This window comes from Blastopirellula sediminis, assembly GCF_020966755.1.
GTDB classification, from domain to species: domain Bacteria; phylum Planctomycetota; class Planctomycetia; order Pirellulales; family Pirellulaceae; genus Blastopirellula; species Blastopirellula sediminis.
Window position 1 is genome coordinate 352,317 of record NZ_JAJKFT010000002.1, and the last position, 15,972, is coordinate 368,288.

7 protein-coding genes are annotated in these 15,972 nt (G+C 58.8%); all 7 read left to right on the top strand.

Features of this window, described 5'->3' with window-relative positions; genetic code table 11:
• The first annotated feature begins 4 nt into the window (after positions 1-4).
• Positions 5-3,190 carry an efflux RND transporter permease subunit gene (locus LOC68_RS02005; protein ID WP_230215062.1) on the top strand — a complete coding sequence of 1,062 codons (3,186 nt, stop codon included), beginning with the start codon at positions 5-7 and terminating at the stop codon, positions 3,188-3,190.
• 287 nt (positions 3,191-3,477) lie between these two features.
• Positions 3,478-6,579, top strand: a complete 3,102-nt coding sequence (locus LOC68_RS02010) for a DUF1553 domain-containing protein (protein ID WP_230215064.1) — start codon at positions 3,478-3,480, stop codon at positions 6,577-6,579.
• 49 nt (positions 6,580-6,628) lie between these two features.
• Complete coding sequence (locus tag LOC68_RS02015) at positions 6,629-8,005, top strand: DUF1501 domain-containing protein (RefSeq protein WP_230215066.1); 1,377 nt, start codon at positions 6,629-6,631, stop codon at positions 8,003-8,005.
• Positions 8,006-8,076: 71 nt separating this feature from the next.
• A complete protein-coding gene (locus LOC68_RS02020; protein ID WP_230215068.1) occupies positions 8,077-9,249 on the top strand; it encodes a mandelate racemase/muconate lactonizing enzyme family protein in 1,173 nt (390 codons plus the stop codon).
• 27 nt (positions 9,250-9,276) lie between these two features.
• On the top strand, positions 9,277-10,842 hold the full coding sequence (locus tag LOC68_RS02025) for a peptide MFS transporter (protein WP_230215070.1): 1,566 nt from the start codon (positions 9,277-9,279) through the stop codon (positions 10,840-10,842).
• Between the two features lie 448 nt (positions 10,843-11,290).
• A complete protein-coding gene (locus tag LOC68_RS02030; protein ID WP_230215079.1) occupies positions 11,291-14,506 on the top strand; it encodes a PSD1 and planctomycete cytochrome C domain-containing protein in 3,216 nt (1,071 codons plus the stop codon).
• Positions 14,507-14,526: 20 nt separating this feature from the next.
• Positions 14,527-15,972 carry a DUF1501 domain-containing protein gene (locus tag LOC68_RS02035; RefSeq protein WP_230215081.1) on the top strand — a complete coding sequence of 482 codons (1,446 nt, stop codon included), beginning with the start codon at positions 14,527-14,529 and terminating at the stop codon, positions 15,970-15,972.

Sequence of the window (15,972 nt, forward strand, 5' to 3'; positions counted from 1 at the left end):
GCCCATGATTCGCTGGTTCGCCACAAACGGGATCGCCGCCAATTTCATGATGCTCGCGATATTGATCGCAGGCGTCTACGTGGCCCTGTTTCAAATTCCGCTAGAGGTCTCGCCCGAGCGGAGCTTCGAAACGGTCGTCGTGAACATGACGTACCGCGGCGGTACGGCGAAGGACGTCGAACAGGCGATCCTGATCCCGATTGAAGAATCGCTGGAAGGGGTCGAAGGGATCCGCGACATTTTCTCGGAAGGGCGGCAAGGAACGGCCCGCATGTTTATCGACGCCGAGCCGGGAACCGACCTGCGGGCGCTGATGGACGACGTCTCGGCCCGTATCGACACGATCACGACCTTTCCGGACGAGACGGAACGGCCGCAGATCATGATCCCGGACTCTTCCAATTTTTGGGAAGTGTTAAGCGTCGCCGTGACGGGGCATTTGTCTTCGCACGAACTGCGCGAAGTCGCACGCAAGGTTCAGGAAGACATTATCTCGCTGCCGGGGATCAGTCGCGCGCAAGTGCAAGGAGACAGCAAATACGAAATCAGCGTCGAAGTCGACACGACGAAGCTTTTGGCGTACGGACTGAGCTTGCAGGATCTGACTAGCGCCATTCAACAGTTTTCGATCGACTTGCCGGCGGGTTCGATCGAGAGCGACAGCGGCACGTTTATCGTGCGCACGCGCGGTCAGGCTTATTCGGAACAAGAGTTCGCAATGGTGCCGATTCACGCCTCCAACGGCGCCGACATCTTGCTGGGGGAGGTCGCACGGATTACCGACGGCTTTGAAGAAGGAGAGAAGATCGTTGAGTTCAACGGTCGGCCGGCTCTGTTCGTCGAAGTGCTGCGGACCGGCAAAGAGAGCGCGATCGACATTTCGGACCGCGTACATCAATACGTCGAGAACGCGCGGACCCGCTATCCCGAAGGGATTGAGCTGTTCATCTGGGACGACGAATCGATCGAAATCCGCGGACGTTTGACGACGCTGATCGAATCGTTGGTCCAGGGAAGCGTGCTGGTGATGATCCTGCTAGGGCTGTTCCTTCGCCCGGGACTAGCATTCTGGATCGTCGCGGGGATCCCGGTCGGTTTCGCCGGCGGCGTGATGATGATGCCCTATTTCGGCGTCACCGCCAACGTGATGAGCTTGTTCGGCTTTATTATCGTGGTTGGGATCGTCGTCGACGATGCGATCGTGACCGGCGAAAACGTCTATCTGAAGATGAAGGAAGGGCTTGATCCGCTGGAAGCGGCGGTCGTAGGGACGCACGAGGTCGCGACGCCGGTGACGTTCGGCGCCCTGACGACCATGGTGGCGTTCATTCCGCTAATGTTTTTTGAAGGAAGCTGGGGAGATTTTGCGTCGCAGGTTCCGCCGGTCGTCGCGCCGGTCCTCCTCTTTTCGCTGATTGAGTCGAAGCTGATCCTGCCGGCTCACTTGAAACATCTGCGGCCTATCCCGCACGACAACCCGTTTACGCGGTTCCAGACGAAGATCGCCGATGGGCTGGAATACTTTATCGAGCGAGTCTATCAACCTTTGCTCGAATTCTCGGTCCGCCATCGCTTTTCGGTGTTGGCGATGTTCGTCGCCGGCATGTTCCTCATGGCGGGCTACTGTCTAAGTGGGCGAATGGAGTTTATCGCCTATCCGACGGTGGAACAGCAGCGGATTTCGGCGGAACTCGACATGCCGGACGACACGTCGCTAGAAACGACCGCTCGTTACATGACGCGGATCGAGAACGCGCTGCTCCAAATGCGGAAGGAATTTGTCGATCCGAAGACCGGCGAGTCGCTAGTCAAAGACATCTCGAAACTGGTCGGCGCAGTCCGCATTCATCGTAACTTTGACAAGTCGCAAGGTTCGATTTCGTTCGAGGTCTTAGCGCCTTCTCTGCGCAGCTCCTCGGGACCAAAGAATAGCGATCTGGCCGCACGCTGGGCGGAATTGGTCGGTCCGATCCCGGAGGCGAGCGAATTTCGGATTCGATCCGACTCGAGCATTAACCGCGATCGCAACGTCGACAACCAGAATTTGAATATCGAACTGCGTGGTCCGATGTCGCCGGAAAAGGGGGAGGTGGCGCGGAAGATCAAGAGCCTGTTGGAAGAGTACAAGGGTTTCAGTTCGACCTGGGCCAGCATCAACTATGGCCAAGATGAACTGGAACTTCGGCTTAAGCCGCAAGCGGCCGAATTGGGACTGACGCAGCAGCTGCTCGCACAGCAAGTTCGACAGTCGTTTTTTGGCGAAGAGGCGCAGCGTCTGCAGCGCGGCGTCGACAGCATCCGCGTGATGGTTCGGCTGCCGCTGGAACAGCGTGAAACGCTTCACACCCTCGAACAAATGCGGGTACGAACGCCGCGCGGCGCGGATGTGCCCCTTTCGACGGTCGCCAACATCGTCTTTACGAAAGCTCCTTCGTCGGTCGAACGAAAAAATGGCGCCGAGATTCTCCGCATCGGAGCGCAACCGATTGACGAGGCGATCGACATCTTAGCGATCGCCGACGATCTTTCGCCGAAGATTCAGGAACTCTGCCAAGAGAACAACCTCAGCTTTCGCTATGTCGGGTACGTCGCCGAAGCGGAAGACGCCCAGCGAAAGACGATTCTCGGATCGGCGCTGTTAGCCTTCGTGCTGTACGGCATGTTGGCGGTGGCGCTAAAGTCGCTGGGTCAGCCGTTCTTCGTGATGCTCGCAATTCCCTTCGCCATTATTGGCGCTCTGCTGGGCCATATCGCGATGGACATTACGCCGTCGTACCTTTCGGTCTTCGGCATGTTGGCCTTGGCCGGGGTCGCGGTGAACGACACGCTGGTGATGGTTGACTACGTTAACCAGAAACGGGCCGAAGGAGCGACGCTACATGAAGCGGCGCTCCAGGCCGGCGCTCGCCGCTTCCGCCCGATCATGCTTACCTCCGTCACCACCTTCGTCGGCATGTTGCCGCTGTTGATGGACAAATCGCTCCAGGCCCAGTTTTTGATTCCAATGGCCGCTTCACTGGCGTTCGGCGTGATGTTCGCCACGATCGTGACGTTGTTCTTGATTCCGTGTGCGCAGCTGGCGGCGGACGATGTTGGTAAGGGGCTCTCGGCGATCAAACGTTGGTATTTCCGGCCGTTTGTCGCGGAGAACGCATCCGACGATCACGTTTCGCACACGCACTCTCCGTAGTCATGTGATCCATTCGGTGCGAATGACGAGGCAAGCGGCCTCGACTCGCGGCCCGATTTGAATTGACACTGGCGCCAGGCTCACCTAAAATCGTGCCAAGATAGGGAATATCGCATTCCGCCAATTGGAATGCAATCAACCTTATCCCCACCTCATGCGATCGCTCTCTGCTGGATCGACACCTACGCGTCCGCGTCCAGCGGAACTTTGCACCAGTCGGCACGTCCCCTCGGCCGCAGAATTATCAAGCCTGCGCCCTTGGGCTTCGTTGAGTCAGGACCTCACGCATGCGAGCCATCCCACCCTTCCTTATCGCACTTCTCTTGTCGCCGCTATTGATCGGGCGACCAGCGAATGTGCAGGCCGCAGAGCCCGACGCCGAAGGAATTCGCTTCTTCGAAACGAAGATTCGCCCGGTGCTCGTTGCGCATTGCTATGAGTGCCATTCGGCCAAGTCAGAAACGCTGCGCGCGGGGCTGTTGGTCGACTCGAATCATGGACTGCTAACAGGAGGCGATTCGGGAGCGTCGATCGTCCCAGGGAAACCGGACGAGAGCTTGTTGCTAGAGACCCTGCGCTACGATCCGCTCAGCTACCAGATGCCTCCCAACGGGAAGCTGTCCGACGCGGTGATCGCCGACTTTGAGAAGTGGATCAAGATGGGGGCGCCTGATCCACGCAATGATGCGCCGGACACTCCGGTCAAACAACCGTTTGATATCGATTCGCGGCGTTCTTTCTGGTCGTTCGTACCCCCAACAGCGCAGCCAGCGCCGGAGGTAGAACAGCAGGCTTGGCCTCGGCAGAAGATCGACGCGTTTGTGTTGGCGGCTCTCGAAAAAGCGGGGCTTCACCCAGCGGCCGAAGCGGATCGCCGAACGCTGATTCGCCGCGTCTACTTCGACCTGATCGGTTTGCCCCCTACTTACGACGAGATTGAACAGTTCGCCGCCGATCCTGATCCGGCCGCTTACGAAAAACTGGTCGATCGGCTGCTCGCTTCGCCCCATTATGGCGAACGCTGGGCGCGGCGGTGGCTCGACGTCGTTCGCTACGGCGAAGACAACGTCAACATGGGCCCGAACAATGGTCCCTATCCAGACGCCTATCGCTACCGCGACTGGGTCGTGAAAGCGATGAACGACGACGTGCCGTTAGACCAATTCCTTCGTCGCCAACTTGCCACCGACTTTCTGGAAGAGACAGGCCGAGACGATTTGCCTGCTTTGGGGCTGATTGGTTTGTCGCCGGAGAATCACAAGGAGCTGAAGCTCAAGGTTGCGACGCTTGAAGGGATTTACGCCGACGAGTGGGAAGATCGCGTCGACGTGGTCAGCCGCGGCCTAATGGGACTGACGGTCGCGTGCGCCCGTTGCCATGATCACAAGTACGACCCGATCTCCTCGCGCGACTATTACGCATTGGCGGGAGTCTTTGCGTCGGTGCGACAGACGACCCAGCCGATCATTTCTGACGAAGAAATCGCCAAGACGCAGCCCGCACGAGACGAGATCGCCGCGTTAGAAAAGAGCGTCAAAGAGAATGACGACAAGATTAAGTCGCTGAAAAAGGATGCTCCCAAGTCGCCGGAAATTGGCGAACTCGAGACGAAGAACAAACAAGCGAAAGCGAAGATCACCGAGATTCGGGCTGCGACGCCCGGCATCGATATCCCAACGGCCGCGGCCATCACCGACGAACAGGTTCGAATCGAACCCCTTACCGAAGACGAACAACAGATCGTCTACTACGCCAACAAGCCGCGTGACTTGCCGGTCTTTATTCGCGGGAACCTGGCTTCTCCCGGAGAAATTGAACCGCGGCGTTTTCTGGAAGTGTTGTCGGATGGGGAGCCGGCGCCATTTGCAAACGGAAGCGGTCGTTTGGAACTAGCCGCTGCGATCGCCGACTCGAACAACCCGCTCACGGCCCGGGTCTTCGTGAATCGGGTCTGGATGTACCATTTTGGGGAAGGACTGGTCGATACGCCAAGCAACTTTGGCGCTACCGGTTCACGCCCGACCCATCCCGAACTACTCGACGACCTGGCGGTTCGCTTCATGGAGCAAGGTTGGTCGACCAAGAAGCTGCATCGCGAGCTCTTGCTCTCGGCGACTTACCGGCAAAGTTCCCAGCCCGCCGATCCGGAGAAGTCAAATCTGCATGACCCTGGCAATCGCCTGCTGAGCCGCTTCCGCCGGCAACGTCTCGACGCCGAAGCGTATCATGACGCCCTTTTGGTCGCCGGCGGAAACTTGAATCGCACGCTGGGAGGTCCCTCCGGCGACATCGACAAGCCTGATTTTGATCGCAGGGCGATCTACGCCAAGATCTCACGGAAATCGCTGAGCCAGTTTTTGCAGGTCTATGATTTCCCCGATCCGACGATTCACTCCGAACGTCGAGCCGAAACGACGACCGCGCTTCAGCAACTCTTCGTGATGAACTCTCCCTTTGCGCAGCAGCAAGCGCGCCACCTGGCCGAACGCGCATCTGGAGAGACGCTGGTCGAAAAGATTCAGGACGTTCATCGCTTGTTGCTGGGACGCGAACCGACGCCGGAAGAAATTGCGCTCGGAGAAGCGTACGTCAGCGAGTCGTCCCAAGTCGACCGGGAAAAGCCGGAGACGTGGGAGCCTCCCTCCTTTGCAGGTTCTCGGGCACGCGCCGAGATTCCGTCGCTAGGGGACATCTACTCGGTGGAACTCTGGTTCCGCAACACGATGCCGCACGAAGAACGTCCGATCGCCGGCTACTTCTTTTCGCGTGGGGTAGAGACGTCGGTTCCGTCCGGGGGCGATCATCTGGGTATCATGGGCCGCCATCAGAAGGATTCTTCCGGGCGATTGATCTACTACAACGGCGACCGCTTGAAGACGGCGCTGTTGGGGCGAACGACGCTGGAAACGAACCGCTGGTATCACCTGGTCTTTACGCGGCAAGGTTCGGAGGTGCGGCTCTATTTGAACGGCAACGCCGATCCGGAGGTGAGCGGCGTCGCCGAGGTCGATTTCCCGCTGAAGGAAAGCAGTTTGTTCCTGGGAGGCCGAAACGATCGATTCGCCAACTTCCAAGGACAACTCGGCAGCGTCGCCGTTTACGACCGGGCTCTTGCGCCGAAAGAAATTGCAGAGCACTATCAACGCTCAGAGAACGTCGGAGACCGCGTGCAGTTCGCCCAACATGCGGCGGCGATGCTAAAGGGAAATCCCGTCGCGCTCTGGCCCTTCTATGAGTTCGAGAAGTTTCCGCAGCAGATCAAGAGCGCCAGCGGGGATAAGTATGCCGCGAACTACGAAGGGGAAGGGGCCGCCGATGCGGAAGCGACGCGGTGGGTGCTGTATTGTCACGCTCTTTTCTGCAGCAACGAATTGATGTTCGTCGACTAGAGGCGACCGAAAGCGACCAATCATGAAACCGTTCGAGCACGAATCAACGATGTCGTCCCCGCTCCTCTCGCGGCGATCAATGTTGCAGACGGTCGGCGGCGGGTTTGGCATGCTGGGGCTCTCCAGTTTGCTCGCCGAAAGCGGCGTCGCTTATGCCGCCAATTCGCAGACGCTCCCCCATTTCCCTCCCAAGGCGAAACGGGTGATTTATCTGTTCATGAGCGGTGGGCCGTCGCAGATCGACACGTTCGATCCAAAGCCGGGGCTCGCCAAGTACGAAGGGCAGCGTCCGGAGGGAGTCGATATTCGGACCGAGCGGAAGACGAACGGTCTGGCCGCTTCGCCCGTGAAGTTCACCCCGGCGGGAGAGTCAGGCATTCCTTTTTCAGAGTTCCTGCCGAAGTTGTCGAAACATGCCGACGAGATGGCGATCGTCCGTTCGATGCACACCGACTTTCCGAATCATGCCCCCGCGCTTTGCATGATGAACCTGGGAACGTTAACGCCGACGCGTCCCAGCCTTGGATCGTGGCTCACCTATGGTCTGGGATCGGAGAATCGCGACTTGCCAGGCTATTTGACGCTCTGCCCTGGCAATCCGGTGGTCGGGCCGAAGCTGTGGGGGAACGCGTTCTTGCCAGGCAAGTTTCAAGGGACCTACATCGATACGACGCGCACGACGCCGGACGCGATGATTCCGCATCTGCGCAACAGCACGATCTCGGCCAGCGAACAGAAACGCCAGCTGGAGCTAATGTCGGCGATCAATCACCAACATTTGGCCAGCCGCGGCGACGATCGCAATCTGGAAACCCGGATCAATGCGATGGAATTGGCCTACCGGATGCAATTCGAAGCGATGGAGGCGTTCGACGTAACCAAAGAGCCGCAAAGCGTTCGCGAAGCGTACGGCTCCAGCTCATTCGCGCAGTCCTGTTTGCTGGCGCGGCGCCTGACGGAGCATGGGGTTCGGATGGTGCAGATCTACTACGGCAACGGCCAACCGTGGGACACCCACTCCAATCATCACAACCAAAACGAAAAGCTCTGCCGTGATATCGATCAGCCGATCGCGCAACTGTTGACCGACCTCAAGCAGCGCGGCCTACTCGACGAAACTCTCGTCGTATGGGGTGGCGAGTTTGGACGAACGCCGACCTTGGAAGGAGGAAGCGGCCGCGATCACAATCCGTACGGCTTTACGATGTGGCTGGCCGGCGGCGGCATTAAAGGAGGAACGATCCATGGCGCGACTGACGAATTTGGCTTCCGCGCCGTGCACGACAAGGTGCACGTCCATGATCTGCACGCAACGATCCTCCACTTGATGGGAATCAATCACGAGAAGCTGACCTATCGCTACTCGGGGCGAGATTTCCGCCTGACCGACGTCCATGGACGCGTGGTGACGAACATCGTCGCGTAGTTCCCTTCCTACCAGAGCCGCTTAACTGAATGAAGATCGTCAAAATAGAGACCGCGATTCCGGAATCCGTCATGCCGGGATTGCTGCTGCTTCGCATTCATACCGACGAAGGGATCGTCGGCTGCGGCGAAACCTACTACGCCCCGGAAGCGGTCGCGGCGCTGGTGCATGATTGGATGCATCATTACCTGCTCGGGAAAGACCCGCTCGAGATCGAAAAGCATTGGCGGTTTCTGTACGAACGGACGACCAACTTCGGTTCGCGCGGCGCTGAGTTACGCGCCATTTCCGCGATCGACTTGGCGCTATGGGATATCTTTGGCCAGGCGACGAATCTGCCGGTTTGGCAACTGTTGGGGGGCTGCGTACAAGAGTCGATCAAAACGTATAACAGCTGCGGCGGCCCGTCGTACGGCGCCAAGACCGATGCGCAGGCGAGCCACATCTGGCCAGGGCATGGACCGATTGGGAACCCTGGTCCGCTGAACGATTACTGGTCGATCATTCACCGGCCGGTCGAACTGGCGGAGGAACTGCGGGAAGCTGGGTATGGCGCGCTGAAGACCTGGTCGCTCGACTTCGCAGCGCATAAGCCGAACGGTCCAATCTACGTTTCGGACGCCGACGTCGAGCGCGGGCTCGAGCCATTTCGGGCGATTCGCGAAGCGCTGGGGAATTCGATCGAACTGATCCTCGATGGACATGGATTCTTCCAGTTGCCGGTCGCCCTCCGAATCGCCGCTAAGCTGCGTCAATACGACATCTTGTGGGCGGAAGACCTGATTCGCGTCGACTCGATCGATACGGTCGCTGATTTCCGCCAGAAGGCAGGCATCCCGGTCGCGGTGAGCGAAATGTTCTCGGGGCCGGATGACTTTCGTTTGACGTTGGAAAAGCGAGCGGCCGATTACGTGATGATCGATCCGACCTGGGTCGGCGGAATAACGCAGACCAAAAACCTCACGCGGCTGGCACAGCTTTATAACGTTCCGGTCGTCATGCATGACTGTACTGGACCGCTGACGTTGCTCTCAGGCGTTCAAGTTGCGGCCGCATCGGGAAACGTCGCCTGGCAAGAAAGCGTGCGAGCGCATATCGGGATGCTCTATCCGAAGCTGATCGATACCGAAGTTTCGATCGTACAAGGCATGATTCCGATTCCCCGCCGAGCGGGGATCGGCGCCGCTTGGCTGCCGGAGTTGTTCCAAGGGGAAGCGGGCAAATATCGGGCTACGGCGTTATAACGTCGGCATCGCAAAAAGAGAAGCGACATGGATAAGCTCGCGACGCCGCCGATACCTGTGGAAGGCCAACTATGGGGTCATCCGAAGGGACTGTACGTGCTGTTCCTGACGGAGATGTGGGAACGTTTCAGCTTCTATGGCATGCGGGCGCTGCTCGTCTTCTATCTGACGAAGCATTTTCTATTTGGTGATCATGCGGCCCTTGGCTTGTATGGGGCTTACGTCGCACTTGGATACGCGACGCCGGTAATTGGCGGTTTGATCGCTGACCGATACTTGGGACAACGGGTTTCGGTCACCTTGGGTGCGATCCTGATGTGCTTGGGACATTTTGGGATGGCCTTTGAGGGAAGCGGCGCTGAGGTAGTCGCCCAAGCCGACGGTACGACGACGGTTCTGCGAGACGGCTTTGGGTTACAGACGTTCTATCTTTCGCTGGGCCTGTTGATCGTCGGCATTGGTTTCCTGAAACCGAACATCGCAACGATCGTCAGCCGGCTCTATCCCGACGAAGATCCGCGGAGAGCTTCAGCGTATACCTTGTTTCAAATGGGAATCATGCTGGGCGCCGCCCTTTCGGCCGCCGTCTGCGGATACCTGGGAGAGACCTACGGGTGGTCGTTTGGTTTTGGAGCCGCCGGGATCGGGATGTTGGTTGGGCTGCTCGTGTTTCTGGGAGGAGGGAAACATCTCTACGGTGTGGCCGAACCGCCAGCCGCCTATAAATCGAAAGTCGCCGGGCCGCTGACGACCGGGCATATCGTCTTTTTGGGGGCGATCGCGGCGGTTGTGCTGTTCTGGCTGCTTGTCCAGCAAACGGCGGTCGTCGGCTATTTGCTGGCAGCTTTCTCGGCGGTCGTTGTAATCTACATCCTTGTCCTCTCGTTCTTCTATTGCAGCCCGATCGAGCGGGATCGGATGTTGGTGCTGTTGGCGTTTCAGCTGGCGATGACCTTCTTTGCTACGTTGTTTGAACAAGCAGGGGGCTCGCTAAACTTGTTCGCCGACCGTAACGTCGATCGGGCGCTCTGGGGCTTTGAGGTTCGCGCTTCGCAATTGCAAAGCGTCATGCCGGCGACAATCGTGCTGTTGGCGCCATTTTTCGCGTGGCTCTGGCCGGCGCTGGCGCGAGTTGGCCGCGATCCTCGTTCTCCGGTGAAGTATGGACTGACGATGGTCTTCATGGGGCTCGGCTTTGGCCTGTTGGCTTGGGCGACTTCGGCGTTCACCGTCCAGGGACAGATTAGCGTCGCATGGCTAGTAGCCGCTTACGTATTGTTTGGCGTCGCCGACCTGTTGATCGTTTCGGTCAGCTATTCGACCGTAACTTCCCTCTCGCTCCCCCGAATCGTCGGCATGATGATGGGCACGTCGATGCTGGCGATCTCGGCCGCGAACTTTCTCGCGGCCAAGGTGGCGACGATGGTAGCGCTGCCAGACAAGAAGGCGGCGGTCAGCGCGATCCCGGTCGAAGAAACCTTGTCGGCGTACCATCAGTTGTTTTTCGGCCTGGCGGTCGCCGCCGCGCTTTGTGCGATGCTCCTATTTCTGACGACCCCGCTATTGTCACGACGCATGCACGGCGTTCATTAGTTCGCGACAGGAGCCAACTTCTATCCCTATTCTGTGGAGGGAATAAGCAAGCGTAATAGTTTTCCCTGTCATAAGTTACGACGCGTTGCGTTGCATTTGCATTGACGCTGGCCTCAAGCTAATATACATTGACACCAAAGACAAATAAGGCCGGGGCCAGCCCCCGCGAAGCAGCGGGAAACTTTGTCATTGGCCTCGATCTGTTTTACATTGCACTTTAGCGCGATGGCGGCCGTTTACGTCGTCGTCGCCAAAGCCAGCTGCCGCGATTTGGCCTGGTTCACCCTCTCGCTCCTTTCCCTCCGCCCCCAATTCACTCTCCGCCAGATCGCCGCCGGCGCATCGACTGCTGCAAAGGATTCGATCGATGCCTTTTTCGCTTCGCACGCACCGATCAGGTTTGTCCCCTTTTCGCAAGGTTCTTGTTCTTGTGATCTGGGGAGCGACGTTGTCTTCCTCGGCGGTCTTTGCCGAGGATGGGGCGGTCGATTATCAGAAGCAGATCAAGCCGCTGCTCAAAGCCCGCTGCTATGCCTGCCATGGTGCGCTGAAACAAGAGGGAAGTCTGCGACTCGACACGGCGGTGCTGCTCAAACAAGGGGGTGATTCCGGCGCGGTCATTGCACTCGGCGATGCGGCCGATACGAGCGAATTGATCCAGCGTATCTCGACCGAAGATCTCTCGCTGCGGATGCCGCCGGACCACGAAGGGGAGCCGTTTCATCCGCATGAAATTGATCTCTTCCGCAAGTGGATCGCCGCCGGAGCTCCGGCGCCCGAGGATGAGCGCCCCGAGGCGGACGTCAAAGATCACTGGTCGTTTCGCGCCGTGAAGCGTCCGGAATTGCCGCCGCTGAAAAACTCCGACTGGGTCCGCAACCCGATCGACGTTTGGGTCGCGGCAAGCCTGGAAGAAAATGGCCTAACGCCGGTGGAGGAAGCGTCACGAATCGTCCTTCTGCGGCGGTTGTATCTCGACCTGATCGGCGTTCCTCCTACGGCGGAAGAAATCGCCGCGGCCGAGGCCGACATGTCGCCCGACTGGTACGAAAAAGTGGTCGACCGGTTGCTGGCCGATCCACGCTACGGCGAGCGTTGGGCCCGGCACTGGATGGACGTTTGGCGCTATAGCGATTGGTGGGGTCTGGGAGACGGACTCCGTAATAGCCAGCGTCACATGTGGCATTGGCGCGATTGGATCGTCGAGTCGCTCAACGAAGACGAGTCTTACGACGAAATGGTCCGGCTGATGTTGGCCGCCGACGAACTGGCGCCCAATGACCCGGAAAAACTGCGAGCGTCCGGCTATTTGGCTCGCAACTACTTCATTTTCAACCGCGACAAGTGGATGGATGAAGTGGTAACCCATGTCGGCAAGGGGTTTCTTGGCCTGACGCTGAACTGCGCCAAATGTCACGATCACAAATTCGACCCGATTCCGCAGGAAGACTACTACCGGATGCGGGCCTTTTTTGAGCCGTATCACGTCCGGGTCGACATGACGGCGGGAACGACCAGCTTCGACCAGGACGGCATCTCCCGGGCGTTTGACGCCGTCTTGGATAAGCCGACCTATCTGTTCGTTCGCGGCGATGAGGCGCACCCTGACAAGTCGCGCGAGATCGCTCCCGGCGTGCCGGAAATCGTGGCCAGCGGCGAACTGCAGATCAAGCCGCTAACGCTACCGGAAGAAGCTTGGAAACCAGGTCTGCAATCGTGGGTGCTCGACAACTATCTGGCCGAAGCGCAGCAGCGTTTCGAGGGGGCGCAACGTCAGCTGGAACGATTGACGCCATCCACCGGCGACTCGCAACTTGCCGCCGCAACTTCTTTTGAACCAATCATCGAGACGTTCGATTCGCTCGATCCCAAACGTTGGAAAATGGAAGGGGAAGGGTGGACGCCGTCGGCTGGCAAGCTAGAGCAAAAGCTCGATGGTTCCGTTCGGCGTCAATTAACGCTGCTGGAACAGGCGCCGCCAGATTTCGAGGTGGAACTGCGGTATCAGTTGTTAGGGGGCAGCGTTCATCGAAGCGTGGGAATCGACTTTGACGTCCCGCCTAGCGGCGGCAACGATGCGGCGACGTTCCCCTACGTCTATCTGAGCGGCAGCCTGAAAGATGCGAAGGTCCAAGCCGCCTTTCAAAAGGAAGGGACCTCGCATTATCCCGGCGATGGTCGACAGCCCTATTCCGTTGAACTCAATCGCCCCTACGTCCTGACGTTGCGAGTGCGCGGCGATCTGATCAACGTTTCGGTTAACGGCGAACATCGACTCGCCTGGCGATCGCCGCTCGCCCGACGTCCCGGCGCGATTCGCCTGATGACGTTCGATGCGATCGCCGAAATCGACGAGTTTCAACTGCGCGCACTCGATCCGGCCGCCGAGATGGTCGGGATTGGCCAAGCTTCCGCGCCCAATGGCCGCGACGCGTTCGAGAAGGCCCAAGCCGATCTGGAGTTCGCCGAGGCCGAACTCCAATCGATCCAACTGCGCATCGCGGCAATCGAGTCGCAGCAAAGCGGGGAGTCCGCGGAGTTGCAAAACGAAAAACGACTAGCCGCGATCCGCGGCGAACGAAGACTTGCCATCGCTGCAGCTCAGCGTGATCGCCTTGTCGCCGAACAGTCATTAGTCTCCGCCAAGGACGACGCCAAGAAGAAAAGCCAAGAGCAACTTAATAAGGCCGACAAGTCGCTACAGGAAAAGTTGGCTCTGCTCGGCGCGGAAATTGGCGCCGATGCAACCTTCACTCCCTTTGTCGGCGCCAAGTGGTATCCGACGCGGTTCCAGCATACCGGACGGGATGATCCGACAATCTCTTTCGCGGCGACCAGCACCGGACGGCGAACGGCGCTCGCCAATTGGATTACCAATCGGAGCAATCCGCTGACTGCCCGCGTTGCGGTCAATCATCTCTGGGCGCGTCATTTTGGGAAACCGTTGGCGGCGAACACCTTCGATTTGGGACGTAACAGTCCAACGCCGACGCATCACAAGCTGATCGATTGGTTGGCGGCTGAGTTCATGGAGAACCAGTGGAGCATGAAGCAGCTCCATCGCTTGATCGTAACGTCCGCCACCTATCGGATGACTTCTTCCGCAGCCGGCGCCAAGGAGAACCTGCAACAGGATCCGGACAATCATCTGTTATGGCGGCGCGAGCCGATTCGGCTCGAATCCCAGGCGATTCGCGATACAATTCTCGAACTTTCCGGCACGCTCGACGTGCAAATGGGAGGCCCTTCGGTTCCGCCGGCCCAGCAAGAAGCGTCCCGTCGCCGCAGCTTGTACTTCTATCATTCCAACAATGATCGCAACCTCTTTTTGACGACGTTTGACGAAGCGGAAGTGACCGAGTGTTACCGCCGCGACGAAAGCGTCGTCCCGCAACAGGCGCTCGCAATGACCAACAGCAAGTTGGTGCTGGAAGCGGCGCCCCTGATCGCGAAGCGAATTGGGCAAGATTCGCCCAGTGACGACCAATTCATCGAGCAGGCGTTCGCCGTCGTGCTCGGGATACATCCCAGCGCTGAAGAGATGCAACTTAGCCGCGCAGCTCTGGACGAGTGGAAGCAGTTGCCCAGCGGATCGGCCGAGAACGCCCGCGAGCGGTTGATCTGGATTCTGCTGAACCATAACGACTTCGTAACGATCCGCTAACTTTGAGAAAGCTGAACCGCATGACTACGCCGTTTCGCCAAAGCTTGCCGCGTCGATCGTTTCTGGCCGACATGGGAATGGGATTCACCGGGCTCGCCTTGGGAGCGATGTTGCAGCAGGATGGAGTCGCTCGCGCCGATTGGGCGCCTCCGACCGGCAAACCTCATTTTACGCCGAAGGCGAAAAGCGTCATCTGGCTCTTCATGAACGGCGGCGTCAGTCATATGGAGTCGTTCGATCCGAAGCCGATGCTGACCAAGTACAGCGGCAAGACGATCGCTGAAACGCCGTTCGCCGACACGCAAGACCCGAAGAAGCTAGCCATCGAACGTCTGGTCGCCCCCGACGGCAACGGGATGCAGCGCAACAAGCTTTACCCGCTGCAAGTCGGCTACAAGCAGCATGGCGAAAGCGGCATCGAAGTGAGCGATTGGTTTCCGCATATCGCCGGCCAGGTCGACAAGCTGTCGATCGTCCGCTCGATGTGGACGACCGACAGCAACCATGGCGCCCAGTCGCAGTTTCATACCGGCCGCCATTTGAATGACGGCGCGTTTCCGACGCTTGGCGCCTGGGTTCATTACGGATTGGGTTCGCTCAACGACAATTTGCCCCAGTTCATCTCGATCGGTAAACGGGAATACTGGAACAAGCGCGACGGCCAATACCTGGGGCCCGCACATGACGCCGTGCCGCTCCGCGTTGATCCGAACAATCCGCTCGACTACAGCCGCTCGGCGACCAATGTTTCGGCCGACGCGCAAGTCATCGGCCAAGACTTGCTCCGCAAGCTGAACGCTCAGCGGGGAATCGAGTATCCGCATGACCCGGACATGGCCGCGCGGATCGCGGCGTACGAACTGGCGTTTCGGATGCAAACGTCGATTCCCGATATCGTCGACTTCTCGCAGGAAACGCCTGAAACGTTGGCGCTCTACGGCGTCGATCAGCCGCACTGCAAAGAATTCGGCATGCAATTGTTAGCGGCTCGCCGAATGGTCGAAAAGGGAGTTCGCTTCGTCCAGATCCAACATGGCGGCGGCGGCGCCGGCGCGTGGGACGCGCACGGCGGTCTCAAATCGAATCACGAGTCGAACGCCCGCAAGGTCGACCAGCCGATCGGCGGTTTGCTGCATGATCTCGATCGACGAGGCCTGCTCGACGAAACGCTGGTCGTCTTCTGTTCCGAGTTTGGCCGCACGCCGGGGACCCAGGGCTCGGATGGTCGCGACCATCATATCTTCGGCTTTTCGGTTTGGATGGCTGGCGGCGGACTCAAACGCGGCGTCGTGCATGGCTCTACCGACGAAATCGGCTTCCATGCGGTCGAAAACCGTCACTACGTCACCGACGTTCACGCCACGATCTTGCATCAGTTGGGGCTCGATTCGCGCCAACTTGAAGTGCCCGGGCGCAAGCGGGTCGAAATCGACCATGGCCGCCCGATTCAAGAGATCATCGCCTAA